Source organism: Sulfitobacter geojensis (genome assembly GCF_000622325.1).
GTDB classification, from domain to species: domain Bacteria; phylum Pseudomonadota; class Alphaproteobacteria; order Rhodobacterales; family Rhodobacteraceae; genus Sulfitobacter; species Sulfitobacter geojensis.
Genome location: NZ_JASE01000005.1, coordinates 3,765,507 through 3,790,153, shown reverse-complemented (window position 1 = coordinate 3,790,153; position 24,647 = coordinate 3,765,507). Strand labels below are relative to the sequence as shown.

Genomic DNA, 24,647 nt, shown 5'->3' with positions numbered 1-24,647 from the left:
GATAGGCGACTTTTGGTTGCTGCCTTAAGGATTTCGCAAGCGGGACCTCAATGCCAGCGCCCCAAGTCATGGGTGTGCTGGCATTGAGGTCTTCGGAATCTCCCGATTTGATGCCATTGCAAGTCACGGTGGCGCTTCTCGTCCGCTCTTCCCCAACAACGTCTCTTGATTGTATTACAATAACAAGGGGCCGTTTGAACGTAAGCGCGGCTTAGACCCCACCTTCCAATCTTCGCTGTAGTTTGCGAGTCCGTCGTCCATGGATTTGAGGGAGTTTCTCCATGGATGGTACGATTGAGTTCCTCACAGATACAGGCGGAGATCGCGGTAGGTGCCGCCGCTGGCCCGAAGAGGTGATCCCAAGCACCGGTACCCAGGCCTAGAACTCTTCGATAATTCTGGAGCCTTCGCGCAGGAGGTCGCGGACGTGTTTCTGAAACTCCAATGAATCATGCGTGTACATCCCATGTTTGAATGCATTCTGATTGCCCACTGGTGCCCCGGACCCCTTTGCACCTCCATGCATTCGACATCTTTTCTTTCCTCGAACGCTAGGGGCCTGGCATGCGGTCCCGCGTCTTGTTTTCGCCCCACAACGTGGGGTTTGTCGCATGGCCTCAGTATTGCGCTGATGTGAACCCGTCATGGACTAGGGCTTCTTGCGTGCAACCGCGTTCTTGGTTTGCACTTCAGGGATCTGTGGGTCCGGTACATGTTCAATAGCATCCGATTCAATGCCACTAACTGAACGAAGGGGCTTTTTTCCCCTCTGACCAGTCTCAACGTTTCCAACGATCGCTTGTCCGCCAGCTTCAACGTGAACATGCTCCACGGTCACTTTCTGTTGTCCCTTGCCGTGGTGTTTGTCCAACGTCGCAAGCTGCTTAGCGTAAAGGGCCATCAGTTTCTCAGCGTGTTTTAGGGCCATATCACGACCTTCGAATGTTTGGTTTGGCAGTGTCGCGCGGCGTAAACACTCGAGCGCAGCAAAATGAGTTCCAACCATTTGCGTCGCAATCATGCCCTCAGCGCCGTCAGCGGGTTCAAGGCTTTCAAAGAGCTCAAGGGCCCTAGCAATCCTGATGTTTACGTCCTTTTTGGTGGAGTCTTGATCGTGCCAAAGGAGCTGCGATATTTCTATTGTTTTTTGACGCATGATTTCACCGCCGTGGACGTCAAGTACCTTCCTTATATCTTTTCGTGGCGCAATAGTGTGAGCCACGTCCATTTCGGGAATTAGCTGGAACGGTACGGTTTTCTTCGCCATGCTATTTTGCCCAATAAACTCTTTGAAAAGTAAGTCACATCATAACACCTTCAGTTTCGAAAATAAGGCCCAACTTTCTAAAAATTCTACTGTGTATGGGCTTGTTCCTGAATTTTCTAACTGAGCTCCCCCCTCTCTCGACTCAAATCCCCGATAACGTACCCCATGGACCAGAGAGCGCAGGTATGAGCCGAGGTGGCGGTGCGTTGATCATCTTGCGACGATTCCTGCCGGAAAACACCATTGGCATACACACCCATCGTGTGTGTATGTGCGGGGTTAGTGGAGAATTTGATAATGCAGAGCACAAAAGAAAAACAACGGACGAACATCACCCTGACGGCATCGAATCTCGTGGCGGCGCGGGAGCTGGGGCTTAATGTATCGGCAATTAGCGACGCAGCCGTTGCCGAAGCGGTTCGAGCGGCGAAGGCGGAGGCCTGGGCCGCAGAAAATGCGGCGGCGATTTCCGAACGCAACACTTGGATTGAGGCTAATGGGACGCCATTGAAGGACCTGCAGGTGTTAAAGGTCAACTGATGGCGCAGTTCTAAGTCTATAGGCTCGACGGCGAACGTCTGGTGCTCGACCTCCAGACCGATCTGATCGACACCGGTTCCCGGGTCGTTGCCCCTCTCATCTCGGTTTTAACTGGGCCAAGCGTAATCGGGCGTCTCGAGTCTGTTTTCGACATTCAAGGCAAGGATCACGCCCTGCACACCGCTGAAATGGCAGCAGTCCCCACCGCGCTGCTGAGGGGGCAACCAATCGCTGATCTTTCCGGATACGACTATGAGATCCGAGGTGCCCTCGACATGGTTTTCTCTGGTTTCTGAATGATCCAAGTTTGCGAGGCGTGTTGTTCAGGCGGTCGCTGATGGCCTGGATTCAAGGTCGGTCATAAACTTGTGTGTTTGAAATTATACAAGTCGTCGCGAACATCGCAGGCGCATATGTGGGTCACCAGTTCGATAATGCCGCCCTGGCGGGAGGGACTGGAATACCAAATTTTACATCCACGCCTGCGTGAACGGGCTGGTTCGATCCCCTGTGTGTAGTGGTTTCGGTCAGTCGGGATGGTTCTTGCTAGGTCAGCTCGCATGAAAATGAAGAAAGGAGATATACCCACATTCTAACTAGAAATGGCGTTCTCCAAGTTTTCGCAGGTCATTCTTTTGACAAGTCACGAAAGTGGCATACGGTGTCTGACAAGTGCTTACCTTCCGATTTTTGGATGATGACAGATATGATCGGCCCCCGTTTTACCATGCGCTTAGATCCTGAACTGAAGGATTGGCTTGAGAGCGAAGCCAAGCGCAAGGACCGCAGCGCGGCTTATGTGGCAAAGCAAGCCATACTGGACTTGAAGAACAAAACCGAGGCGAAGGCTCAAATGATCCAAGTGGCGGTAACGCAGGCGGACAAGGGTGTATTCATTCCAGAGGGTAAAATGACTGAATGGTTGAATCCGTTGGTACAGACCATGAGCTTCCCGAACCGGAAGCTGATATTTCCCCTAACCAAGCCTAACAGATGCAGATCGAACTTCTTTACGAAACCAAGGCAAATCTGCGACGGTTTAAACAATACTATTCGTAAGTTTTTCCGGCAGGAAGTACCAAGGCTGACCAGCAATACCGATCTCTTCTAATCCTCCTCAAAAGCCAACCGCGTGTAGGCTATTTGGAAGAGGAACAACCCGATGCTTTTGTATACTCCTTGCCCGGGATCCCTTTCACAGTGCTGTATCGTTTTAGCGACCAAACGATAGAAATTATGCGCCTTTATGACCAGCGCAGCGAATTTTCAAAAAACCGCAAAAGCTAATACGACCTTCTTTTTCAACAGCACCACGGCGGAGGGCCGGATATACCTCAGTAGCCGAGTCCAAAAAAGAGGGTTCGGGGGTGTCAGGGAAAGGGTGTTGCGCAGAGCCTTGCAAGGCTCGGAGACACGCAGGATTGACGATGGCTTAAGCCCCTTATAGTTGCCAAACGCTCTGAGAATTGCCGTTGTAGCAGCGCATTCATCACTGTTTGCCCTCATTGCCGTTTGCCAAGTGACAATCACCGTTGCTACAATGCTTGCAATACATCTCTATATCCAAGGGGAAGGAAGTTGGCACAAAAGAATGTTCCGGCAGACCCACTAGATTTTGGCCTGACCTCTTTCGCGGATGTCTTACCAAAGCGCGATACAATTCCTGGCGAAGAGGCCGGTAGCTTCGCAGTTTTTCAGGCGCAGTTGATGCGTACGCTCACACCATTTACGCCTTACGAGTTTGTCGTTGCAGAAAACCTCATATCCATAGAATGGGAAATCTTGCAGCACCGAAAAATGCGGGAACGCTGCTTAAGGAATCTCTTAGGAAAGGAAATTGAGAAAGAGCTCGCCAAATTCAGAGGCTACGATAGAGGTCGTGAAGGTCCTGAACTAAGCGAGCTCACAAAACGCGCATTGGAACCCGACCCTGACATCGCAAGTAAAGCGCATCAAGAGCTGGAAGAGATAGGTATAGATCTTCTTGATCTCATGGGAAAATCGGTCAGCTCGATGAACTACGATCTCCACTTCCATGAAATCAAATTACCCCAACTCGAGACCCGTCGCCGTCAGGTTAAATCTGATTTTGATGCTCTTCAAAAAGCCCGTCCGATTCCGGCCGAATTGGTTGTAGAATGACAACCGCAAGGCAGATGGCTGCAAACCGAGCGAATGCACTGGCAAGCTCCGGGCCTAAAACAATTGAGGGCAAAGTCACTATTGGTCATAATGCCAGAAAACACGGGGCGACTTCTCAGCTGGATCCAGAACGAGTCGGTCTTTGGGCCAGGATAATCATGGATCAGGCCGAAATATCCTTGCAGGTAGCTATGGATGAAGGTGACGGGATCGGATTGGCCTGGGCGCTCGCACGAGCCGAAGTCAGGTTCAATACTATCGCTGAAATACTAAAAGCCGAAAAAATCTATCTGGTGGCCCTCACCAATAATGAGAAAGTGAAGGCTTTTTCTGCGAGCATGGCTGAGAGACGCGACCGGTATCTGCTTGGTCAAGCCACCGCGGAAGAAATTAAGACGTTTCAGAACAGACCTACCTTGACTGAGTTTTGGGAAAAAATTGAGGAAAATCGTGAAATTGAACGGCGCCATAGACTAATGCGGCGTTATTACCGAGAAGCGAGGAGTGCGCGGCGAAAAGCATTTCAAGATTGGATAGATTGGCTTCGAATAGCTCCGCCAACATCGCGAGGTGAGGGCTTCAACAGGAGAGACACTAAGAAACGTCGATTTACCGAAACAAACCCAATTTCAATCTATAATTGAATTTTCAACCAGATATGTATTAACTTGTTGATTTATAACAAGTAATTCGTAGGCTCGCAAAGTGTTTGGTTCGTGAATGTCATAGCCACCGACTCAAACGCCCGATAACGCGCACCATCATTGCTGGCTACTAGGCCACACATCATGGTCCGTTTAAACATGATCCGTGCGAAACCGAGCTCTTATATCGGCTTCGTCAGTCTCGGCGTGTGCGTAGATGCGCAAAGGTAAGTTGGGGTCGGACCAGCGTCCCGCTTTAGCTGCTGTGACGGGATCGACGCCCTGTCGTACCACCAATTCAGTGAAGAAGCCGTGCCGACCTGCGCTGTGCGCTGATAGGTAAGAAATGCCAGCTTTTTCGCAAATTGTCTGCCATCGTTTTCTATACCCTGTTGGACTGCCATAGCCGAAAACGCGAGGACGCATGAGCTTTCCAGTTTTTCGGTTTTTCGGCCGCTTAGGCTTCAAGGAAAATAACTCATCCATCATCTGTGGTGAGACAGTGATCCATTCACCCGGATGCCCCTTCTGAGCCTTAATCCAAACTTGGTTAGTTGCTGGACGTAGGTCAGTTGGCGTGAGTGAAGTTGCCTGATCAATGCGAGCGGCGGTTTCGAACATGAATCGCACAAGGGCGGCATTGTAGGGGTCTGCTGCTTGGCAAAATGACTTTATCCAATCCTTGTCTGACGGCATTCGCTCGACACGGCTCTGTTTGCCTCGGAACTTGTCTTGAGCGGCGCGCCTTAATGTATCGTAGGCTTTGACGCGGATAAGTGGTGTTCTTGCAAGCTCATGTGCATTGTTTATTACGGCGCGCGCAGGCGTTACAATCTCGCGCCACCACGTATCGGTACCGGCCATTGGTTTCAGTTTGGGACCAAGGCTCTTTAAAAGAGCGCCAGTAATCGAGGCCAAGGGCAAATCTCCAATTTCTTGGACAATTGGTATAAGACGTTGGGCAGTTTTCGGCGACGCTTCATACATCATAATCGCATCAGAGAAGGTCAGCGATATCTCGTCACCAACCACGTGACGGCGAATTTGCCGATCAGTTTCAATCGTTATCCAGTCCTGTGCGCCTGCTTTTGCAGATGCTCTAGTGCTGCACCGGTATGGACCTGCGATTGGCCTACCATTGTATTCGACCCACCCCTTCGCCCAGAAATAGTTCCCCCTTTTATAGATTTTGAGTGACATGATGGAACTCCTTCAAAAATGGTATCAATCTGCGCGGGTGTGATCAGCATTGTGCGGCCAAGACGATGAAATGCACCGGTGGCATTGGCTCGCTTGCGCAGCGTGCGTTCTGAAATATTAATACCCAAACGTGCCATGGCTATAATCCATTGGGTTGGTGTCTTGCCCAGTCTAAGAATTTGCGATTCTTCTGATAACTCGGTTTCTGCCATTTTGACCGCCCTTCTTGATGCGATTGCTCCAGCGAGCTCTAAGGATTTGCTTGTCTCGCATCATCTGACATGCTCAGGTTAGTCGAAGAGAAATCATTCGTCATATATTGCAAAGATTGCTTTAAGTGACAGATTCGTCAACTGGAAGTTCGACATGGCGCGACATAATACCGATTTATTATCTGGGATGGGCGTACGCCTGACCAGCATTCGCAATGAAATCGGGCTCTCTCAAGCTGCTATGGCGGAGGCTATTGGCGTCTCTCCCCGCGCTTACCACAGCTATGAAAAAGGCGAACGGGGTATGCCAGTAGAAGCGTTGGTGGCGGTAGGAGAAGAGTTTGATGTGGATGTGCCGTGGTTGCTTCTAGGCGCTAAGTCAATTCGGAAGGGACATGATTTCAGCGCGCTAAAGGAGATTGAAACACATCTCGATCAACTCCTCAAATCTGAGGGTATTGAAATCAAGAGTGAAAAGCGCGGTGCTATTGTCGCGCGTTGGTATCAATCCCACGTTGAGGGTCGTGAAGTAATGGACGACGATGTGCACACGTGGATTGAATTGGTTAAAGAATAGTGACGTCAAACGCCGACGGACAGCCGCAGGTTGACGAGTTTTTCGGCGCGCTATGGATCTGTCAGCCACATGGACAGGGAAACATCCCGCCCAAGCTCTGACTTCAAGGTATAGGTACAGTCGCGCCGATCCCGTAAATCGCGATAGCTCGCCCGATCGCCCTCAATACCAGCATTGTTTTGTCGGTAGATCATCTCAACGAGCACTACAATGTCGAAGCCAATGCTTTTGGGGCTCGCAATGTGTATCGTTACGGCAAAGCTGGCTGTTGCCGCGTACCGGCATTGTACGGTGTTTCGACCGCGCCGCTAGAGCTTCACGGAGGGAGTTTTACGGCTTCTTCTTTACGAAATCGCAGAACGTCCCGCGATATACCTATATTTCAATGCCAATCGTGGCGACCCCGGCAGGATTCGAACCTGCAACCTGCCCCTTAGGAGGGGGCTGCTCTATCCAGTTGAGCCACGGGACCACGCGAGCCAGTGTCTAACCCAGTGCGAACCGCTTGTCATCGTCCCAATGCACCGCGCTTGATCGGAAGGGTCACTTCACGCTAACTGGTATATGAACAAATAAGGTGTCCAAATTGACCACTCCTGCAAAACGTCCGCTCACCCTTCGTGATGTATCTGATGCCTGCGGGGTGTCGGAAATGACCGTAAGCCGCGTGCTGCGCAACCGGGGGGACGTATCGGACACAACCCGTAGCAAGGTTTTAGCCGCGGCCAAGGAATTGGGGTATGTGCCCAACCAGATCGCGGGGTCACTGGCGTCACAGCGGGTCAATCTGGTGGCTGTCATCATTCCATCGCTGTCGAATATGGTCTTTCCCGAAGTGTTGAACGGGGTGAACCAAATTCTCGAGGATACGCCCCTACAGCCCGTGGTTGGCGTAACGGATTACATGCCAGAGAAAGAAGAACGGGTGCTGTACGAAATGTTGTCATGGCGCCCCTCAGGTGTGATCATTGCCGGGCTGGAACACTCGGATGCGACCCGCGCGATGTTGTCCAATGCGGGCATTCCTGTGGTCGAAATTATGGACACAGATGGTAAGCCGGTGGATGCAATGGTGGGAATTTCACACCGCCGCGCAGGGCGCGAGATGGCCAATGCGATCCTGAAAGAAGGATATGAACACATCGGGTTTATGGGCACCAAGATGCCGCTGGACCACCGTGCGCGCAAACGGTTTGAAGGATTCACCGAAGCGCTGGCCAAGGCGGGCGTCGAGATTGAGGACCGCGCGTTTTACTCCGGTGGTTCGGCGCTGGCGAAGGGGCGCGAGATGACGCAAGAGATGTTGGAGCGCTCGCCGGATCTGGATTTCCTGTATTACTCCAATGACATGATCGGCGCAGGCGGCTTATTGCACCTGATTGATCAAGGGATCGATATTCCGGGTCAGATTGGACTTGCCGGCTTTAACAATGTCGAATTGTTGCAAGGGCTGCCGCGGCAGTTGGCGACGATGGATGCTTGCCGGATCGAAATCGGGCAAGCTGCGGCGCGGATCATTCTGAACCAGACGTTGGATGAGCCGGATGCGGATGTGCCGCAGAATGTGACCCTGACGCCGACTTTATCTTTCGGGGATACGTTGCGCCGCCGCCGCCGCTAGGATGCTGCGGCTGGACAACACACAGGCGCGGCGGATCTTTCTGGACCGGCACAGGCTGTCCGAGGTGCCTCAGGGTGGGGCGTCTGGAGATGATCTGTTGGCATTGATCGATAGCCTTGGTTTTGTGCAGCTGGATAGCATCAATACGGTGGCGCGCGCGCATGACCTGATCCTGTTTTCGCGGCGGCCCCGCTATCGACCAGCGGCCTTGAAGACCCTCTATGAAAAGCAACGTGCCTTGTTTGAGCATTGGACGCATGATGCAGCGGTCATTCCGATGGCATTCTACCCCCAGTGGCATTTGCGCCGTCAACGGGATGCCAAACGCCTGCGGGGACACTGGAAGAAAGACAGGCGCGCGGGGTTCGAGGCGCAGTTTCAGATCATTCTAGACCAGATCAAAACCGAAGGGCCGGTGTGCTCGGGGGATGTGGGCAAGGGTGAAACGCGGGGATCGGGGGGCTGGTGGGACTGGCATCCGTCCAAAACCGCGCTTGAGTACCTCTGGCGCTCGGGGGCGTTATGTGTGGTCGGGCGGGACGGGTTTAAGAAACGCTATGACTTGACCGAACGGGTGTTGGAACAACACCTGTGTGACGACGTCCATGCGCCGGATGAGGCCGAGACAATCGAGTGGTGCTGTGCGCAGGCCCTTGCGCGGTTGGGGTTTGCGACACATGGCGAATTGGCAGCGTTCTGGGCGCATATCACACCGTCGGAGGCGCGTGAGTGGTGCGCGGGCGAACTGGCTGCGGGACGATTAGAGCGGGTGGAGATTACCGGTGCCGATGGCTGCGTCAAACAGGCCTTTGCCCGTCCCGGACTGGACGAAGATGCCGCGCTGGATGCTGCGCCCACAAACCGGTTGCGGATCCTAAGCCCGTTTGATCCGGCGCTGCGCGACCGCAAGCGGGCAGAGCGGTTGTTCGGGTTCAACTACAGGATCGAGGTATTCGTGCCAGAGCCGAAACGCACCTTCGGCTATTATGTCTTTCCTATCCTACAAGGCGACCAGATTGTCGGGCGTATTGATATGAAAGCGTTTCGCGATCAAAACCTGCTGCGCGTCAAGGCGTTGTGGTCCGAGGGAACAGTCCGATGGGGCAAGGCACGCCAAGCGGCGTTTGAGGCGGAGCTGGAACGGGTGAAACGCCTGGCCGGGGTTGAACAGGTGGTGTTCGACGATGGCTGGATGCGCGGATCAGCTTTGCATCATCTCTGACAGATCCTGCGCGGCGCTGCGCAAGCGATCCAGATGGTTTTCAAGGTCGGACACACTGACCCGTTGGTCGGGTGCATGCAGCGAAATGGTGGACATCAACCGCCCCAGATCATCGCGGATCGGCACGGCAACGGCGACCATGCCGTTCATGAATTCTTCGTTGTCGGTTGAATAGCCGCGTTCCCTGATGGTCGCGACCTCTGCCATCAACGCATCGGATGTGGTGAGTGTCTTGTCTGTGTGCGCCTCAAGCGCGGCCGACGACAGAAATTTGGCCAGATGGCGCGGAGACAGGGAGGACAGGTACATCTTGCCGCTGGCCGTGCAGTGAAACGGGACAGTCGTGCCGATGGGAAGCTGGATGCGTAGCGGCCATTTGGTTTCGACCCGATCAATGTAAAGCATGCCGTCGCGGTCCGCTGTGGCGATATTACAGGTCTCGCCCACGTCATCGGTCAGCGCATGCAGCACGGCAAGGCGCGCAACGCGGATGCGCGAGGACGACAGAACGTTGGCGGAAAGCTTGCGCAGCCGCTGTCCGGCGGAATAGGACCGCCCGTCCACGTCGCGCTGCAGGAATCCTTCTTCCTCCAACCTGTGGAACAGGCGATGCACCGTTGGCTTGGGAAGGCCCAGCACCTCGTTTGTGGCGGTGGGGGTGACAGGAACGCCAACGCGCGCAACTTCTTCCAGCAGCAAAAGCAACCGTAGATTGGTTGGGATTGCTTTGTCGGAATCGCGCGCGTCGGGCATTTTTATGGTCTCACTTCATTATTGGTTTGCCGGGAGCAAGACCCATTACCCGCCTCCACCTGACAGAATTTCAAAGATTCCGCCACCCGGCAGCAAGGTCTTGGACAGTGACGGCATCAAAGCGACACAGAACCATACGGAAATCAGCGCGACAAGATACATCGTAGCGTAGCGTAGCAGACGGAAATACGGGACACCCGTCACCCCGGACGCGACATAAAGGTTCAGCCCGTAAGGCGGCGTGATGAACCCGATTGACGCCCCGACAAGAAAGATCACCGCAAAGTGGATGGGATCGATGCCAACCGACACGGCAATCGGCGCAAGGATCGGTGCAAGGATGATCGTAACGGGTAGGGATTCAAGGATCATGCCGGTGATAAAGACAATCGCCATCGAGGTGAAAAGCACCGCGTAATACCCGCCCATGCCGGTGACAAAATCACCGATGGTTTCCTTGGCCCCCAGCGAGGACAGCACCTGTTGCATGGCCACGGAAACCGCAATCAAGGGCACCAGAATGCCGGTGATCTGCGCCGATCGTGAGACAATGGCGGGCAGACTGGGTAGTGTGAAGCCTTCGACGACGATCATCGACAACAGGCTTTTCTGGCTGACGGGCTGGTCCGGGTCACTGCCCATCAGTTTGTTGATCGGGAAACAGATCAGACCGACGATGATGCAGAAGCCGACCGTCACGCCCGCCGCTTCGGTTGGGGAAAACTTGCCAGTGTAGATCCCCCAAAGCACCAGGCCGATGGCGAAGAAACCCAGCCACGCGCCCACGGCGGTTTTGAACACGCGCCAAGGTGAAAGGGTGATCAGAAAGCCCCAGCCGTTTACGGTGCAGATGATAAAGGCCGCTGTCATCATGCCCAGCACCATTAGCGCACCGGGCACAATGCCCGCGATGAACAGTTCCGAAATCGGCAGGTTCATCAGGAATCCGTAGACGATAAAGATGATCGAGGGCGGGATGATGATCCCTACCGTACCGCCCGCCGCAGCTGTCGCCGCAGAGAAACGTTCGTCATAGCCGCCTTTAACCATTTCAGGATGCAACATCGATCCGATGGTTGCCGTGGTGGCGGAATTCGACCCCGATATCGCCGCGAAGAGACCACAGGCGGCAATCGCTGCCATGGCCAGACCGCCGCGCAACCAGCCCAGACAGGCATAGGCAAAATCCGATAGCCTTCGTGCGATACCGGATTGGTTAATCAAATCCCCCGTCAGAATGAACAGCGGCATGGCGAGAAGGGCAAAGCCCTTGTTAAAGACGTTAAGAAGTTCGTTGCCGGTGTTATCCAGAGGCAGGCCGATGACAAAGCTACAGCCGATGACCCAATAAAAAATGACCAGCAACACTGGTGTGCCCAGCATGAAAAAGATCGTCACCGCCAATGAGATAAGTGTGACCCATGTACCGTCTGACATCAGACTTCCCCCCCGATAACCGCTGTTTGAATGATCTGGTTGCCCGCCTTGTAGTTTTTCCAATCGTCCAGCCAGTTGCCGACGACGCGACCTGACATCAGGATAAAGGCCACCGGCACGGTGATGTAGAACCACCATTTCATCGTGTTATCCACGCCATCGACCAGTTGGAAATTATCCGCCGAATAGGCGGTAAAGCGCAGGGATGTCGTGATGGCGATCCAGCAGAAACCGAACCACAACACACCGTCGAGCGTCAGCGCGGCCATTTGGCCCTTGGGCTTCATATTGGCGCGGAACTCACTAAAGCTGAGGTGGGTGCGCAGGCGGACGTTATAGGAACAGCCAAACCATGCCATGATCATGAACAGGAAGGGCGGCACAGTGGTCGACCCAGACCATTGGCTTGAAAAGATAAACCGGTCGATGACGCCCCAGAAAATAATCGCGGCGATCATCAGATAGGTTGCGACGGCGATCCCGCGTTCCAGATGCCTGTCCATAAAGGGCAGACGTTTGAAGAACTGGTTGGCCAGAATGCCCCCGATCAACGTTATGAAAAAGCAGACGACCCACATCCCGTCGGTATAAAAGGCATCGCGCATTTTCCATGCGCTCCCTGCAAAAATTGCGGGAATGACGGCTCCCGCTTCGGCCCAAATTGACATACCCGTTCCTCCCAAAGGTGTCCGACCTGCGCTAGTCTCCCGATAGCGAAGTCAAAAGGGCCGGCCCCCGCAAGAAGACCGGCCCCAGATTTTAGCCTAATCCGGCTCTGTTATGATTTCCACCAGCGACGCGGTTCAACGTTTTCCGGCAGGGTATCCGCGGGCAGGGTGCGCACGGAGTCATAGATTTCCTGATAGGTGTCGTGACCGCCGGACCAGCCGTTAAGCCGCTCGCGCCATTCTTCCCACAGCTGTGGCTGATACTCGGGCGAACACATTTCCTCGGCCTTTTTAATTTCGGCGTCGGAAAGGAAGGCATTGCGCACATTGTTCTGGGCAAAGATGGTGCCGGGCAGTTGCGGATCGGACTGGCCCACTGTTTTGACCAGCGCCGCTTCGTTTGCAGCCTGAACGTGGACCTGCGCAAGATAGGACGATTCCATCACCGCATCCTGCAATTCACCGCCAAGCGAATCAAAAGCTTTGGCCGACATCGCTGTGTGTTCTGTCCCGCAGAAGAAGTTCAGGTGAACCGATTGAGACACAACGGGGGACATGTTGGCGTAGGCCACGGCAGAGGCCCAGGTTTCCGCGCCATCAATCAGACCTTGCTTGAGACCATCAAGGGTTTCTTCCCATGCTACAGGCACCGGATTGAGGTTCATCGCTTCCATCGCGATGCGGCCCAGCTGTGTGCCGGTGACGCGGTTCTTGGTGCCGGCCAGCTGTTCGACCGATGTCACAGTGTCTTTGTCTTCCCAAGCCAGACCCAGCTGAATGCCGCGCAGTTCGGCGTGTGAGAACAGGAATTTCAGACCGTGGCGCTTTTCATATGGTTCGCGCAGCAGCTTTGCTGATTCTGGTGAATAAAGGAAATGGTACTGATCCGCACGGTTGCGGAACATGTAGGCATAGTCGAGCACGTTGAGGTAGGGCGCGCCACCGGCAGAGTTCTGGGTGGAGGCGGCATAGATGTCCACGATCCCTTGCTGGGTCTTTTCGACGCAAGAAGTTTGACCGCAAATCTGGTTGTCACCGATGAATTCTACGCGGATCTCGCCGTCTGTTCGGCTTTCCAGATCGCGGGCAAATTCAAGGCAACCTGCGCGTTCAATCAATAGGTTACGTTCGTTAAATCCGGCGGCACCGAATTTGAATGTGAACTTCGCTTCCTTCTTAAAGCGCTTTTCGTAGGACGATTCCGCCGCACTCGCCAGATTGGCAAGACTCATCGCACCACCAAAGCTGCCCGCGGCCAGCAAAGTGGATGACATGCCGTATTGGCCTGCCACACGGAACAGATCGCGCCGCGAAATTCCGCCCAGTTTATCAGATATTTTCATTGTAGTTCCTCCCGGTTGAATCTTTTTGTCAATTAATGAGACTTATAGTTTCAAAAAACACTAGCGCGAAAAGAAGCTTCTGTATAGAATTTTCTTTACCTAAGGGAGGTTTCTGAAAGTGAATGCTGATTTCATCGTGGTTGGTGCGGGTTCTGCGGGCTGCGTTCTGGCCAACAGGCTCAGTGCCGATCCCAAAAACAAAGTGATTCTACTTGAGGCGGGAGGACGTGATCTTAATCCGTGGATCCACATTCCGGTTGGCTATTTCAAAACCATCCACAATCCCAAAGTGGATTGGTGTTACAAAACCGAACCTGATCCGGGGCTGAACGGGCGGTCGATCGAATGGCCGCGTGGCAAGGTTCTGGGCGGATCGTCATCGTTGAACGGATTGTTATATGTGCGCGGACAGGCGCAGGATTATGACCGCTGGCGGCAAATGGGGAACACGGGCTGGGGCTGGGACGACGTGCTGCCGTTGTTCAAGCGGGCCGAAAAAAACGAACGCGGGGCTGATGCCTTTCACGGGGATCAGGGGCCGCTGTCCGTCAGTAACATGCGTATCCAGCGGCCGATCACGGATGCATGGGTCGCGGCGGCACAGGCGGCGGGGTATAAGTTCAACTCGGATTACAACGGGGCGGATCAGGAAGGCGTTGGGTTTTTCCAGCTGACATCGCGCAACGGTTGGCGGTGCTCCGCGGCCGTGGCCTATCTTAACCCGATCAAAAAACGGCCCAATCTTCAAATCATTACCCATGCACAGGTCGACAAGGTTGTGATCAAGGACAACCGCGCGACCGGCGTGCTTTACACAGACCGCAGCGGCACGCAGCATGAGGTGCAGGCGGCCCGCGAAGTGGTGTTATGTGGCGGGGCGATCAATTCGCCGCAATTGCTAATGTTGTCCGGCATCGGCGAGGCCGATCAACTCGCCGAGCACGGCATCAGCGTGCAAAAGGAACTGCACGGCGTCGGTAAAAACATGCAGGATCATCTGCAAGCGCGGCTGGTCTATAAAACCCATGAACCGACACTGAATGACGAAGTTTCGTCACTTTGGGGACAGGCCAAGATCGGGCTGAAATTTGCGATGTTCCGCGCTGGTCCGATGACTATGGCGGCCAGTCTGGCCACGGGTTTCCTTAAGACCCGTGATGATCTGGAAACACCCGACATTCAGTTTCATGTACAACCCTTGTCCGCCGAAAACCCCGGCAAGGGCGCGGACAGGTTTTCCGCTTTTACCATGTCGGTTTGCCAGCTGCGCCCCGAAAGCAAGGGCGAGATCCGGCTGGGCAGCGGCGACCCGCGCGCCTATCCCAAGATCATTCCGAATTATCTGTCGACCAAGACCGATTGTGACACCATCGTCGCAGGTGTGAACATTGCCCGCAGGATTGCACGTAATGCGCCGCTGACCTCCAAAATATCCGAAGAATTCCGGCCTCACTCCAGTCTCGACATCGACAACTACGACGACACGCTGGACTGGGCGCGTGACAATACGGCCTCGATCTACCATCCGACGGGCACCTGTAAGATGGGACAGGGGCCGGACGCTGTGGTTGATGCGCGCTTGCGGGTGCACGGGGTTGCGGGACTGCGCGTGGCCGACTGTTCGATCATGCCTGAAATCGTGTCCGGCAATACCAACGCGCCTGCCATTATGATCGGTGAAAAAGCCAGCGACCTCATTTTGGAAGATGCGCGTTAGAAAACCTGTGGCGTAAGCCCTGCGTGAAACCATCGCAGATAGGTGTAGATCGAAAAGACGCCGCGACCGGTCGCGCGCGCGATGTCGGGCGCATAGGGGACCATATTGGTGCATTCCAGAATAATCGCTCCGACCGAAGGGTTCTGCGCAACAAGGTTTTGCGCGGCTCTCACCATTTCCTGATGCGCTCTTTCGACATCCAATGTGGGTTCGTTGCCCAGAATTGCGGCGGCAAAGCGGCTGTTTTCCATACCCTGTACAGGCGTCTCCGGCGGCACGCCCGCTGCGCCCAGATGGGCAGGTGTCAGGGATTCTGCAGAAATGGTGAGGATGCCCAGCTGTTGATCCGGTGCCAGCATCGGTGCGATCTGGCCTGCCTGTTCGAGCGCGGAGGCGGCCACTGGTGCGCCCAAAGCGGCAGCAAGGCGCGGGCGGATCAGCGCCAGAAAGCCACAGGTTGTCGCGATGCCGTTGCATCCTTGGGCTACCAAATCACGCCCGACGGCAATGAATTCCTGCACGAAGGGTTCGATGTCATCGCAGACAATTGCCTGCGGGGTGGCACCTTTCACGACGCCATAGTGCACCGGAAACGGCCAGGTGTCCGCATTCCCCACATCCCCCAGAATACGCGGAAAACGGGTGTCGAGCATCAAGATGCCTAACGGTGCTTGGGTGTTTACCAACGTGCTTCGTCCTTTTCGCAGGTGGCAAACCATGACGCAGACCTGTCTGGGTGTCAAAAATTGTGCAGCCCATAAATAACGATGACAATTTATAAACATTTTGTTGATGTTTGAATTTTCCATGCCAAGATAAGCGTGGGGAGAATCGACTTTGAAGACAAAATGCAAATTTAAGGCGCGTGCATGACGCGTCATGTCGCCGTAATCGGTGCAGGGATTGTTGGTGTTTCCACGGCCATCTGGCTGCGCCGTGCAGGGATCAACGTAACGGTCATTGATCGCGGTGCGCCGGGGACCGGGACGTCGCATGGCAATGCTGGCGTGCTTGCGGCCTGTGCAATGGTGCCGGTGACTGCGCCCGGATTGCTGGCCAAAGCGCCCAAAATGCTGATGGACCCCGACTTTCCGCTGTTCATGCGCTGGCGTTATCTTCCCAAACTGCTGCCGTGGCTGCGCAAATATCTCGCGCATGCCAATGATGCGGATACCCGCCGGATCGCACTGGGACTGACCCCGATTGTTGGCGACGCGGTGCAGCAGCACAAAAGCCTGTGCGACGACCTGGGTTTGGGTGATTGGGTCAGTGAAAGTGATTATTGTTTTGCTTATGCCAATCGCGCGGCTTTCGACGCTGAAAGCTATACATGGGCGTTGCGCAAGGAGGCGGGATTTGTCCCGACGCTGATCGAAGGTCAGGATTTGCGCGATTATGAACCGGCACTGGGCGATGACATCACCTGTATGGCGATCATGAAACACCACGGATATATCCGCAGCCCCGGTGGCTATGTTCAGGCGCTTGCAAAAGCATTCGAAGGGATGGGCGGCACAATCCTGCAGGCTGAAGTCAAAGATTTTGACCTGAGCGGCGGTGCTGTGTCAGCGGTGCACACCACGCAAGGCACCGTCAACTGTAGCGAAGTTGTGCTGGCAACGGGTGTCTGGTCAAAACCGATGATGGCCAAGCTGGGTCTGAACGTGCCGCTGGAAGCGGAGCGCGGGTACCATATCGTATTCGAAGACGCGACAGGCGGCCCGACCCGCCCCACGATGGTTGCCAGCGGCAAATTCGTGGCAACCCCGATGGAGCAGGGGGTGCGCTGTGCCGGTATCGTCGAATTCGGCGGGCTGGACGCAGGGGCTTCCAAGGCACCGCTGGCCTTTCTGCGCCGGCAGGCGGCAAAAGCCTTTCCCAACCTCAAAGCCAAATCCGAAATCGAATGGCTGGGCCACCGTCCGGCCACCACCGACAGCCTGCCGTTGATCGGACAAGTCGGCAAGTCCGGCGTTTTCACGGCATTCGGGCATCAACACATCGGCCTGACCGGTGGTCCGAAAACGGGCCGTTTGGTTGCGGGACTGATCAGTGGTGCGCAGGTGAACACCGATCTTGCGCCCTACCATCCACAAAGATTTTCCTGAACGACCAGATTTCACACGACCAAAAAACCAAAAGGGAGACGACAATGAAACTGACAACAAAACTGATGACAGGTGTGGCAACTGCTGCCATGGCGCTGACGGGCGCGTTGCCTGCGATGGCGGCCGAAAAATGGGACATGCCGATGGCCTATTCTGCCTCCAACTTTCATTCAGAGAATGGCGTTGAATTTGCCAATTGCGTTGCCGCGGGCACCAATGGCGACATCGAAATCACTGTGCATGCGGGCGGTTCGCTGTTTGCTGGCGCGGATATCAAGCGGGCGATCCAAACAGGTCAGGTCCAGATTGGCGAGCGTTTGCTATCCGGCCACCAGAATGAAAATGCGGTTTTCGGCTTTGACTCCGTTCCGTTTCTTGCACCTTCATTTGACGATAGTGCAAAACTGTTCAAAGCGGCCCAGCCGAAACTTGAAGAAGTGCTGGCCGAACAGAACCTGACAATGCTTTATGCTGTGCCATGGCCGCCACAAGGTCTGTATTTCAACAAGGAAGTGAACAGCGTTGCGGATATGGCGGGCACCAAGTTCCGGTCCTATAACTCGGCTACGGCACGTTTGGCAGAGCTGACAGGCATGTTGCCCGTGACGATTGAAGCGGCAGAGATTTCACAGGCGTTTGCAACCGGTGTTGCGGAATCGATGATCTCTTCCGGTGCCACCGGTTATGACCGCAAAGTCTGGGAAAGCCTGTCGCATTTCTATGAGGTCGACGCCTGGTTGCCGTACAACTACGTCATGGTGAACAACGACGTTTGGGACGGCGTGTCAGATGCCAACAAAGCGGCGATCACGACCTGCGCAAGCGAAGCTTCGGCGCGTGGTTTGCAGGCCTCGAAAGATTACACAAAATTCACCATGGACGGCTTGGCCGAGGGCGGCATGACTGTTGCGCCGGCGGGTGATGCGCTGATGGGCGAATTGCGCGAAATCGGCGCAACGATGACATCCGAATGGCTTGAAGCGGCGGGTGACGATGGTGCGGCCATTGTCGACGGCTTCAAGGCGATGAAGTAACCGTTGATTGCAAAAGGGTAGGGTCGCGCAAGCGGCCCTATTTGCCGATATGACATATGACGCATTTATAAACGCCGAGCGGACAGGCTGGCACGAGCGGGCGGAGGTCTATGCCACGCACACTGCGCGGGCGACCCTGCAGATCGTGCCTGCAATGTTGGATGCTTTGGGGCTGCGCCCCGGCATGCGTTTGCTGGATGTGGCATGTGGCCCCGGCTACGTTGCAGGAGCGGCAGCTGCGCTGGAGGCCGAGGCAACAGGCGTAGATTACGCTGCTGGTATGATTGACGCCGCAAGGCAGCGATTTCCCGATTTGCCGTTCGAGGTTGCGGACGCGCAAGCGCTTCCGGTTGCGGATGGGACGTTTGATGCTGTCGCCTGCAACATGGGATTGTTTCACATGGGGGATCCGGCGCTGGCCATGCGCGAGGCCGCACGCGCGTTGCGCAGGGGCGGCCGGTTTTGTTTTAGCCAGTGGACGGCACCATCCGATTCAACGCTGTATGCGGCATTGTTTGCAGTGCTGAAGGAAGAGGCCGATATGGGCCGCGCCGATCCGGCACCCGATGCCTATGCGCTTTCTGATCCGCAAACCGTCACCAGCATGATGGATGCCTCCGGTTTCGACGACATCACGACGCGTCGGCTGGACACGGAATTGATCGCCACGGGGCCGGATTTTTTCGATTTTTTCATGCAGTTTGGCGTGCGCGTTCCGTTGATCGTCGCCGCACAGGAACCGGATGTTCAGCAGCGGCTGCGCGACCGCATCAACGCGGCCATGACACCGTTTCAAACGCCAACAGGTTTTGAGGTGCCCATGCCCAGCCTGATTTATACAGGGACCAAGAAATGAAAATTCTCCGGCGTGTGCTTGATCTTCTATACAGTGCTGCGGGCGTTATCGCAGCGTTGTGCCTGATTGCCATTTTGTCGTTGATCGTTGCTCAGATGATCGCGCGCTGGACCGGAGAGATATTTCGCGGCGCCCCTGATTACGCGGGATACGCCATGGCGGCCGCCAGCTTTTTCGCTTTTGCCAGTGCCTTGAACAGGGGGGCGCATATTCGCGTGTCTGTTCTGCTGAACGCCGTATCGCCGCGCGTCAAATACGCGTTGGAAATCTGGTGTTTCGCGCTGGCATCGGCCATCGCGTGGTATTTCAGCTACTACGCCTATTGGTTTGTTTACTGGTCCTGGAAATTCAACGAGGTCAGTCAAGGGCAGGATGCAAGCCTGTTGTGGATCCCGCAATCCGTGATGGTGATCGGCGGCGGGCTGCTGGCTGTCGCGCTGACCGACAATCTGATCCACGTGTTGCTCAAGGGCAAACACCGCATTGTCCGCGACACTGTTGAAAGCCACGGGGAATAACCATGACAGAGCTTTACGCAATTATCCTGTTTCTTTTTGTCCTGTTCCTGCTGCTTGGCACTGGTGTCTGGGTTGGTCTGGCCCTGATGGGGGTTGCTTGGGTCGGGATGGAATTGTTTACGACCCGCCCAGTGGGGGACGTGATGATCACAACGATCTGGGCCTCGTCATCATCTTGGACGTTGACGGCGCTACCGTTGTTCATCTGGATGGGCGAGATCCTGTACCGAACGCGCTTATCCGAAGACATGTTCAAAGGGCTTTCGCCATGGCTTGCCCGTTTGCCGGGGGGATTGGTGCATACCAACATCGTGTCTTGCACCGTGTTTGCGGCTGTTTCGGGATCTTCCGCCGCGACGCTGACGACGGTGGGCAAGATGGCGATCCCTGAATTGCGGGCGCGCAACTATCCCGAAAAGATGGTCATCGGCACGCTTGCCGGTGCGGCGACCCTTGGTCTGATGATCCCGCCGTCGCTGGCGCTGATCGTTTACGGCGTGACCGTCAACGAAAGCATCACCAAGTTGTTCTTTGCTGGTGTGTTCCCCGGTCTGGTGCTGGCAGGGATGTTCATGGGCTATGTCGCTTTCGTCAGCGTTACCTCGAAAGACTGGAACCCGACTGTCGAGAAAGGCATGAGCTTTTCCGAAAAACTCGCCAATTCGCGTTTCCTGTTGCCGGTTTTTGCCCTGATCACAGTTGTCATTGGTTCAATGTACGCCGGTCTTGCCACCGCGACCGAGGCGGCGGCGATCGGGGTGATCGGCGCGCTGGTGCTGGCATTGTTGCAAAAGTCCCTGACGTGGGACAGCTTTCGCGAAAGCCTGATGGGCGCGACGCGGACCTCTGCAATGATTGCGCTGATCCTTGCCGGGGCGGCCTTTCTGAAGCTGTCGATGGGGTTTACAGGCTTGCCGCGTTCACTCGCTGACGGCATCGCCGCGATGGAACTGACACGGTTCCAACTGCTCATGGCGCTTTTGGTTTTCTATATCATCCTTGGCATGTTCCTTGACGGAATTTCCGCCATTGTGCTGACCATGGCTGTGGTCGAACCTATGGTGCGCAGCGCGGGTATTGATCTGATCTGGTTTGGTATCTTTGTGGTGGTGGTCATCGAAATGGCGCAAATTACACCGCCCATCGGGTTCAACCTGTTTGTCCTTCAGGGCATGACGGATCATGAAATGGGCTATATCACCCGCGCCGCCCTGCCGATGTTTGCGATCATGGTGCTGATGGTTTTCGTTCTGATCTGGTTCCCCGAAATCGCGACTTGGTTGCCGGAGAACATGCGGTCAGGGCCGGGTTAAGGGGATGTTTGATGCAACGGTTTCTTTGGCTCGCGTCATCCCATGCGCGGGCCTGTCTGATCCTCGGATTGCTGGGCGGTTTGGCCCTGCCGTCCTTTGCGGCGACGCTGGTGGTGTGGTTGCCGCATATGGTGGCGATCCTGTTGACCGTGACTGCCCTGCGCATCGGGCACCGCGCCGCGATGGGGGCGGTTGGCGATCTGCGATGGGGGCTCAGCGCGGTCGCGCTTTTGCAAACGGGCGTCCCTTTGGCGTTGCTGGGGGCGCTGATGTTGGCGGGCCTGCAAGACACATCCGCGACGCTGGCGATTGTGCTGGCCTGTGCAGCACCGGCGATCACCGGCAGCGTCAATCTGGCACTGATGCTGCGGTTGGACGCGGGGCGGATGATGCAAATTCTGGTGCTCGGCACCGCGGCGTTTCCAGTGACGGTTCTGCCGATACTGGCATTCTTGCCGCAAGCGGGTGCACCCGCGGTGATCATCCTTGCCGCGCTCAAGCTGTTGGTGGTGATCGTGTTGGCAACGGGGCTTGGGTTTGTTCTGCGGCATCGGTTTTTTCCGCTCCCCAGCGAGGGACAGGTCAAGGCGCTGGATGGTCTATCGGTGCTGGCGTTTTCGTTCATCGTCGTGGGGCTGATGGCCGCGCTCAATCCGGCGCTACGCAGCGATCCTTTGGCGGTGGCGAAATGGGCGGTGCTTGCCTTTGCGATCAGCTATCTGTTGCAACTGGCGACTTTGCTGGTGTTGCGACGCAGCCCATTGCGACGTGTCGCGGGACCGTTGGCCATCGGGGCAGGCAACCGCAATATCGCGATCTTTCTGGTGGCCTTGCCCCCCGAGGTTCTGGCCCCGTTAATGATTTTTATCGGATGTTGGCAATTGCCGATGTACCTGACACCGATGCTGTTGCCACGGCTTTACACATGGGCGCTGCGTGATGGGTAACTGGCCGCAAATCCGTACTGTCGGGCTGTCTGGGATGTTGGTCACTTTCGCAGGTGAGATGTCCGAACCGGCCAACCGTGCTGCCCTTGCCTTTCGCGCTGCTGTTGATGGGGCGGCGTGGCCGGAGGTGTCGGAAACCAGCACTTCACTGGTCTCAACGTTTCTTGAGGTCGACCTTGCGAGCACCGCGCCCGAGGAGATGAAAGAACGCCTTGAGGCACTATTGAAAAGCCGCGACTGGTTTGATGCGGATTTGCCGACCGGCCGGACCTTGTGGCATGTGCCAACGCTTTACGGCACTGAACTGGCCCCACAGCTTGAGGAAGCCGCTGAAGTTGCGGGTGTTGATCCTGATCAGGCCATTGCGGAAATATCCGCCTCTCGCGTGCGGGTTCTAACCATCGGTTTTGCCCCCGGTCAGCCCTATATGGGTGAACTTTCAAAGACGTGGAACATCCCGCGCCAACAGGGGCTTACCAAATCTGTGCCCTCCGGTGCGCTGGTCATTGCCATTCGTCAGTTGATTGTATTTACCAACGCCGCGCCCACGGGTTGGCGTCACATCGGGCAGACGGCGTTTCGAACTTTCCGCCCCGATGCAGATATGCCTTTCACGCTGGCACCGGGGGATGAATTGACCTTTCCCGCGATCAGCCGCGCCGAATATGATGCAATCCTTGCCAAGGACTCTTCCGGTCTTGGTGGTGCGTCCCGCGAGGTGCTGACATGACAGCGCATCTGACAATTACCCAAGCCGGTCCAGCGCTGAGTTTGCAGGATCAAGGCCGTGCCGGATATCGTGCCCAAGGGTTGACCGTTGGCGGGGCGGCAGATCGCACCGCCTTGTTTGAAGGTGCCGCGTTGCTGGGCCAGTCCCCGACCCATGCGGCGATCGAAATGGCCGGCAGTGGCGGCAGTTTCACCAGCGACGCCGATATCCGCATTGCGCTGACGGGTGCTGAGATGGCCGCCCAGATTGATGGCGAACCACTGGTTTGGGGCGCCAGCCATCGCCTGCCTGCGGGTGTAACGCTGACGATTGGTGGCGCGCGCAATGGCAGCTACGGGTATCTGCATGTGGGCGGTGGTTTTGCTACGCCGCCCGTGATGGGATCGCGGGCCAGCCATCTTGCAGGTGGCATCGGAACGCTGTTGCAAACCGGTGAAGCCTTGCCGCTTGGCCCCGACGCGGCGCAGGATGTTGCGATGACCCTGCCCAAATCCGACCGTTTTGGCGGCGGGAAAATACGGCTGGTGGAATCGATGCAAACGACATCCTTTGATGCAGAAACCATCGAACGCTTTACCGCCACGCCCTTTCGCCGTGATGCCCGCGCCAATCGCATGGGCGTGCGCATGGATCATGATGGGGACGGATTTGCCACCGGCGCGCAGCTGAGCATTGTGTCCGAAGTTGTCGTGCCCGGTGACATCCAGATATCGGGTGACGGTGCCCCCTATGTACTGATGTATGAATGCCAGACCACGGGGGGGTATCCGCGTATCGGATCGGTGCTGCCTTGCGATTTGCCGCGCGTGGCGCAGGCGCAAACCGGGGCGGCCCTGACGTTTGAATTTGTCGGGATGGAAGAAGCGGTAAACCTGCAAGCCCGCTACATCGCCGCCCTGAATTCCCTGCCGTCGTCCGTGACGCCGCTGGCGCGCGATCCGGCCGGCATGCGTGATTTGCTAAGTTATCAAATGATCAGTGGTGTGGTTTCCGCCGCTGCGAACCCTTTCGAAGAGGAGAGTTGAGCCATGCCAACTGTAGATCTGAACGCCGATATGGGCGAAAGCTTTGGCCCGTGGAAGATGGGCGATGATGCGGCGTTGTTAAGCATTGTCACCTCCGCCAATGTTGCCTGTGGTGGGCATGCGGGGGATGCGGATGTGATGGCCGCGACGATGACACTGGCGCATCAGAATGGCGTTGGTATCGGCGCGCATCCGGGGTTCATGGACCTTGCGGGATTTGGCCGCAATCGGATGTCGGTGCCGCGCGGGACCTTGCAAAATCAGGTACGGTTTCAGGTCGGCGCGTCGCTTGGCATGGCGAAATCAGTCGGCGCAAAGGTACGGCATCTGAAGCTGCATGGTGCGATGGCGAATATGGCGTCCGAAGATGAACAGATGGCGCGTGACCTGTATGAGGCGGCATTAAGCGTTGATCCTGATCTGATCATCATGGTGCTGGCCGCGACAGCGCAACAAAAGGCGGTTGAGGCGCTAGGGTGTGCTTGGGCGGGTGAGATTTTTGCGGATCGCGCCTATAACGATGATGCCACGCTTGTTGACCGGTCTCTTGACGGTGCGGTGATCCATGATGCGGAACTGGCCGGCGCGCGAATGGTCGAGATGGTTAAGGCCGGTGCGATCATCACGCAAAGCGGCAAACATATCCCGACGCGGATCGACACAATCTGCCTGCATGGCGACACCGCCGAAGCGGTGCAGATTGCCGGCTCGGTGCGCCGCCAACTGGAAGCGGCAGGGATCACGTTGGCGCAGTTCAGCGGTCAGGTATAGGC

The 24,647-nt window shown here is 55.8% G+C and carries 26 protein-coding genes and 1 tRNA gene; 18 read left to right on the top strand and 9 right to left on the bottom strand.

All coding sequences use genetic code 11. From position 1 onward, the window contains the following. Window positions 1-379: 379 nt before the first annotated feature. The gene (locus Z947_RS22485; RefSeq protein WP_276202381.1) at window positions 380-613 is read right to left on the bottom strand and encodes an HGGxSTG domain-containing protein; all 234 of its coding nucleotides are present in this window, start codon (window positions 611-613) and stop codon (window positions 380-382) included. A 36-nt stretch (window positions 614-649) separates the two neighbouring features. After that, the gene (locus tag Z947_RS21625) at window positions 650-1,267 is read right to left on the bottom strand and encodes a hypothetical protein (RefSeq protein ID WP_025046165.1); all 618 of its coding nucleotides are present in this window, start codon (window positions 1,265-1,267) and stop codon (window positions 650-652) included. A 297-nt stretch (window positions 1,268-1,564) separates the two neighbouring features. Between Z947_RS21625 and Z947_RS0120565 the strand changes: the two genes are divergently transcribed. The 5 genes from Z947_RS0120565 (at window position 1,565) to Z947_RS0120540 (ending at window position 4,593) form a co-directional block, all read left to right on the top strand. Continuing rightward, a complete protein-coding gene (locus Z947_RS0120565; RefSeq protein ID WP_025046164.1) occupies window positions 1,565-1,807 on the top strand; it encodes a type II toxin-antitoxin system CcdA family antitoxin in 243 nt (80 codons plus the stop codon). A 41-nt stretch (window positions 1,808-1,848) separates the two neighbouring features. Continuing rightward, window positions 1,849-2,103, top strand: a complete 255-nt coding sequence (locus tag Z947_RS21310) for a CcdB family protein (RefSeq protein WP_240477551.1) — start codon at window positions 1,849-1,851, stop codon at window positions 2,101-2,103. Between the two features lie 365 nt (window positions 2,104-2,468). Further along, a complete protein-coding gene (locus Z947_RS0120555; RefSeq protein WP_156026679.1) occupies window positions 2,469-2,918 on the top strand; it encodes a CopG family ribbon-helix-helix protein in 450 nt (149 codons plus the stop codon). A 467-nt stretch (window positions 2,919-3,385) separates the two neighbouring features. Further along, complete coding sequence (locus Z947_RS0120545) at window positions 3,386-3,949, top strand: hypothetical protein (protein ID WP_025046162.1); 564 nt, start codon at window positions 3,386-3,388, stop codon at window positions 3,947-3,949. Next, a complete protein-coding gene (locus tag Z947_RS0120540) occupies window positions 3,946-4,593 on the top strand; it encodes a hypothetical protein (RefSeq protein WP_025046161.1) in 648 nt (215 codons plus the stop codon). Before Z947_RS0120545 ends, Z947_RS0120540 begins: the two co-directional genes overlap by 4 nt. A gap of 153 nt (window positions 4,594-4,746) precedes the next feature. Here the strand turns inward: Z947_RS0120540 and Z947_RS21305 are convergent, their stop codons facing one another. Beyond that, a complete protein-coding gene (locus Z947_RS21305) occupies window positions 4,747-5,793 on the bottom strand; it encodes a tyrosine-type recombinase/integrase (protein WP_052880635.1) in 1,047 nt (348 codons plus the stop codon). A gap of 366 nt (window positions 5,794-6,159) precedes the next feature. On the opposite strand from Z947_RS21305, the gene Z947_RS0120530 reads away from it, so the two are divergent. Further along, on the top strand, window positions 6,160-6,582 hold the full coding sequence (locus Z947_RS0120530) for a helix-turn-helix domain-containing protein (RefSeq protein WP_025046160.1): 423 nt from the start codon (window positions 6,160-6,162) through the stop codon (window positions 6,580-6,582). Between the two features lie 395 nt (window positions 6,583-6,977). On the opposite strand, the gene Z947_RS0120525 is transcribed toward Z947_RS0120530, so the two are convergent. Further along, window positions 6,978-7,054 (bottom strand) — tRNA-Arg (locus Z947_RS0120525). 114 nt (window positions 7,055-7,168) lie between these two features. Here Z947_RS0120525 and Z947_RS0120520 point away from each other — a divergent pair. Both Z947_RS0120520 and Z947_RS0120515 read left to right on the top strand, forming a co-directional pair. Beyond that, the gene (locus tag Z947_RS0120520) at window positions 7,169-8,203 is read left to right on the top strand and encodes a LacI family DNA-binding transcriptional regulator (protein ID WP_025046159.1); all 1,035 of its coding nucleotides are present in this window, start codon (window positions 7,169-7,171) and stop codon (window positions 8,201-8,203) included. Between the two features lies 1 nt (window position 8,204). Continuing rightward, entirely contained in the window at window positions 8,205-9,425 is a 1,221-nt protein-coding gene (locus Z947_RS0120515; protein ID WP_025046158.1) for a winged helix-turn-helix domain-containing protein, read from the top strand. Here the strand turns inward: Z947_RS0120515 and Z947_RS0120510 are convergent. The 4 genes from Z947_RS0120510 to Z947_RS0120495 all read right to left on the bottom strand — a co-directional run bounded on the left by Z947_RS0120510 (window position 9,405) and on the right by Z947_RS0120495 (window position 13,626). After that, complete coding sequence (locus tag Z947_RS0120510; protein WP_025046157.1) at window positions 9,405-10,178, bottom strand: IclR family transcriptional regulator; 774 nt, start codon at window positions 10,176-10,178, stop codon at window positions 9,405-9,407. The genes Z947_RS0120515 and Z947_RS0120510 overlap by 21 nt on opposite strands. A 45-nt stretch (window positions 10,179-10,223) precedes the next feature. Continuing rightward, window positions 10,224-11,615, bottom strand: coding sequence for a TRAP transporter large permease (locus Z947_RS0120505; RefSeq protein WP_025046156.1), 1,392 nt, complete (start codon window positions 11,613-11,615; stop codon window positions 10,224-10,226). After that, window positions 11,615-12,283 (bottom strand): TRAP transporter small permease, encoded by a 669-nt coding sequence (locus Z947_RS0120500; RefSeq protein ID WP_025046155.1) that lies wholly within the window; start codon window positions 12,281-12,283, stop codon window positions 11,615-11,617. The genes Z947_RS0120505 and Z947_RS0120500 overlap by 1 nt, the downstream gene beginning before the upstream one ends. Before the next feature lie 110 nt (window positions 12,284-12,393). Beyond that, on the bottom strand, window positions 12,394-13,626 hold the full coding sequence (locus tag Z947_RS0120495) for a TRAP transporter substrate-binding protein (RefSeq protein ID WP_025046154.1): 1,233 nt from the start codon (window positions 13,624-13,626) through the stop codon (window positions 12,394-12,396). A gap of 118 nt (window positions 13,627-13,744) precedes the next feature. On the opposite strand from Z947_RS0120495, the gene Z947_RS0120490 reads away from it, so the two are divergent. Beyond that, window positions 13,745-15,343 carry a GMC family oxidoreductase gene (locus Z947_RS0120490; protein ID WP_025046153.1) on the top strand — a complete coding sequence of 533 codons (1,599 nt, stop codon included), beginning with the start codon at window positions 13,745-13,747 and terminating at the stop codon, window positions 15,341-15,343. Here Z947_RS0120490 and Z947_RS0120485 read toward each other — a convergent pair. After that, window positions 15,340-16,062 carry an aspartate/glutamate racemase family protein gene (locus Z947_RS0120485; protein WP_037939807.1) on the bottom strand — a complete coding sequence of 241 codons (723 nt, stop codon included), beginning with the start codon at window positions 16,060-16,062 and terminating at the stop codon, window positions 15,340-15,342. The two genes, Z947_RS0120490 and Z947_RS0120485, sit on opposite strands and share 4 nt — an antisense overlap. Before the next feature lie 150 nt (window positions 16,063-16,212). Between Z947_RS0120485 and Z947_RS0120480 the strand changes: the two genes are divergently transcribed. From Z947_RS0120480 to Z947_RS0120440, 9 genes are read left to right on the top strand one after another with little or no spacing between them, the layout of a single operon-like run. Further along, window positions 16,213-17,451 (top strand): NAD(P)/FAD-dependent oxidoreductase, encoded by a 1,239-nt coding sequence (locus tag Z947_RS0120480; RefSeq protein WP_025046151.1) that lies wholly within the window; start codon window positions 16,213-16,215, stop codon window positions 17,449-17,451. A 44-nt stretch (window positions 17,452-17,495) separates the two neighbouring features. Beyond that, complete coding sequence (locus Z947_RS0120475) at window positions 17,496-18,485, top strand: TRAP transporter substrate-binding protein (RefSeq protein WP_025046150.1); 990 nt, start codon at window positions 17,496-17,498, stop codon at window positions 18,483-18,485. A 49-nt stretch (window positions 18,486-18,534) separates the two neighbouring features. Next, a complete protein-coding gene (locus tag Z947_RS21620) occupies window positions 18,535-19,341 on the top strand; it encodes a class I SAM-dependent methyltransferase (protein ID WP_025046149.1) in 807 nt (268 codons plus the stop codon). Next, window positions 19,338-19,859 carry a TRAP transporter small permease gene (locus Z947_RS0120465; protein ID WP_025046148.1) on the top strand — a complete coding sequence of 174 codons (522 nt, stop codon included), beginning with the start codon at window positions 19,338-19,340 and terminating at the stop codon, window positions 19,857-19,859. The genes Z947_RS21620 and Z947_RS0120465 overlap by 4 nt, the downstream gene beginning before the upstream one ends. A 2-nt stretch (window positions 19,860-19,861) precedes the next feature. Then, on the top strand, window positions 19,862-21,172 hold the full coding sequence (locus tag Z947_RS0120460) for a TRAP transporter large permease (protein ID WP_025046147.1): 1,311 nt from the start codon (window positions 19,862-19,864) through the stop codon (window positions 21,170-21,172). Between the two features lie 11 nt (window positions 21,173-21,183). Continuing rightward, window positions 21,184-22,119: a hypothetical protein gene (locus Z947_RS0120455; protein ID WP_025046146.1), complete on the top strand. Its 936-nt coding sequence runs from the start codon at window positions 21,184-21,186 to the stop codon at window positions 22,117-22,119. Further along, window positions 22,112-22,849, top strand: coding sequence for a 5-oxoprolinase subunit B family protein (locus tag Z947_RS0120450; protein ID WP_025046145.1), 738 nt, complete (start codon window positions 22,112-22,114; stop codon window positions 22,847-22,849). The genes Z947_RS0120455 and Z947_RS0120450 overlap by 8 nt, the downstream gene beginning before the upstream one ends. Beyond that, window positions 22,846-23,874: a 5-oxoprolinase subunit C family protein gene (locus Z947_RS0120445; RefSeq protein WP_025046144.1), complete on the top strand. Its 1,029-nt coding sequence runs from the start codon at window positions 22,846-22,848 to the stop codon at window positions 23,872-23,874. Before Z947_RS0120450 ends, Z947_RS0120445 begins: the two co-directional genes overlap by 4 nt. A 3-nt stretch (window positions 23,875-23,877) precedes the next feature. After that, on the top strand, window positions 23,878-24,645 hold the full coding sequence (locus Z947_RS0120440) for a LamB/YcsF family protein (RefSeq protein ID WP_025046143.1): 768 nt from the start codon (window positions 23,878-23,880) through the stop codon (window positions 24,643-24,645). Window positions 24,646-24,647: the final 2 nt, after the last annotated feature.

Coding starts and splice junctions, on each gene's coding strand:
- Z947_RS22485 (WP_276202381.1), bottom strand. CDS start 613: ATGCGACAAACCCCACGTTGTGGGGCGAAAACAAGACGCGGGACCGCA.
- Z947_RS21625 (WP_025046165.1), bottom strand. CDS start 1,267: ATGGCGAAGAAAACCGTACCGTTCCAGCTAATTCCCGAAATGGACGTG.
- Z947_RS0120565 (WP_025046164.1), top strand. CDS start 1,565: ATGCAGAGCACAAAAGAAAAACAACGGACGAACATCACCCTGACGGCA.
- Z947_RS0120540 (WP_025046161.1), top strand. CDS start 3,946: ATGACAACCGCAAGGCAGATGGCTGCAAACCGAGCGAATGCACTGGCA.
- Z947_RS21305 (WP_052880635.1), bottom strand. CDS start 5,793: ATGTCACTCAAAATCTATAAAAGGGGGAACTATTTCTGGGCGAAGGGG.
- Z947_RS0120530 (WP_025046160.1), top strand. CDS start 6,160: ATGGCGCGACATAATACCGATTTATTATCTGGGATGGGCGTACGCCTG.
- Z947_RS0120515 (WP_025046158.1), top strand. CDS start 8,205: ATGCTGCGGCTGGACAACACACAGGCGCGGCGGATCTTTCTGGACCGG.
- Z947_RS0120510 (WP_025046157.1), bottom strand. CDS start 10,178: ATGCCCGACGCGCGCGATTCCGACAAAGCAATCCCAACCAATCTACGG.
- Z947_RS0120505 (WP_025046156.1), bottom strand. CDS start 11,615: ATGTCAGACGGTACATGGGTCACACTTATCTCATTGGCGGTGACGATC.
- Z947_RS0120500 (WP_025046155.1), bottom strand. CDS start 12,283: ATGTCAATTTGGGCCGAAGCGGGAGCCGTCATTCCCGCAATTTTTGCA.
- Z947_RS0120495 (WP_025046154.1), bottom strand. CDS start 13,626: ATGAAAATATCTGATAAACTGGGCGGAATTTCGCGGCGCGATCTGTTC.
- Z947_RS0120485 (WP_037939807.1), bottom strand. CDS start 16,062: ATGGTTTGCCACCTGCGAAAAGGACGAAGCACGTTGGTAAACACCCAA.
- Z947_RS0120480 (WP_025046151.1), top strand. CDS start 16,213: ATGACGCGTCATGTCGCCGTAATCGGTGCAGGGATTGTTGGTGTTTCC.
- Z947_RS0120475 (WP_025046150.1), top strand. CDS start 17,496: ATGAAACTGACAACAAAACTGATGACAGGTGTGGCAACTGCTGCCATG.
- Z947_RS21620 (WP_025046149.1), top strand. CDS start 18,535: ATGACATATGACGCATTTATAAACGCCGAGCGGACAGGCTGGCACGAG.
- Z947_RS0120465 (WP_025046148.1), top strand. CDS start 19,338: ATGAAAATTCTCCGGCGTGTGCTTGATCTTCTATACAGTGCTGCGGGC.
- Z947_RS0120460 (WP_025046147.1), top strand. CDS start 19,862: ATGACAGAGCTTTACGCAATTATCCTGTTTCTTTTTGTCCTGTTCCTG.
- Z947_RS0120455 (WP_025046146.1), top strand. CDS start 21,184: ATGCAACGGTTTCTTTGGCTCGCGTCATCCCATGCGCGGGCCTGTCTG.
- Z947_RS0120450 (WP_025046145.1), top strand. CDS start 22,112: ATGGGTAACTGGCCGCAAATCCGTACTGTCGGGCTGTCTGGGATGTTG.
- Z947_RS0120445 (WP_025046144.1), top strand. CDS start 22,846: ATGACAGCGCATCTGACAATTACCCAAGCCGGTCCAGCGCTGAGTTTG.
- Z947_RS0120440 (WP_025046143.1), top strand. CDS start 23,878: ATGCCAACTGTAGATCTGAACGCCGATATGGGCGAAAGCTTTGGCCCG.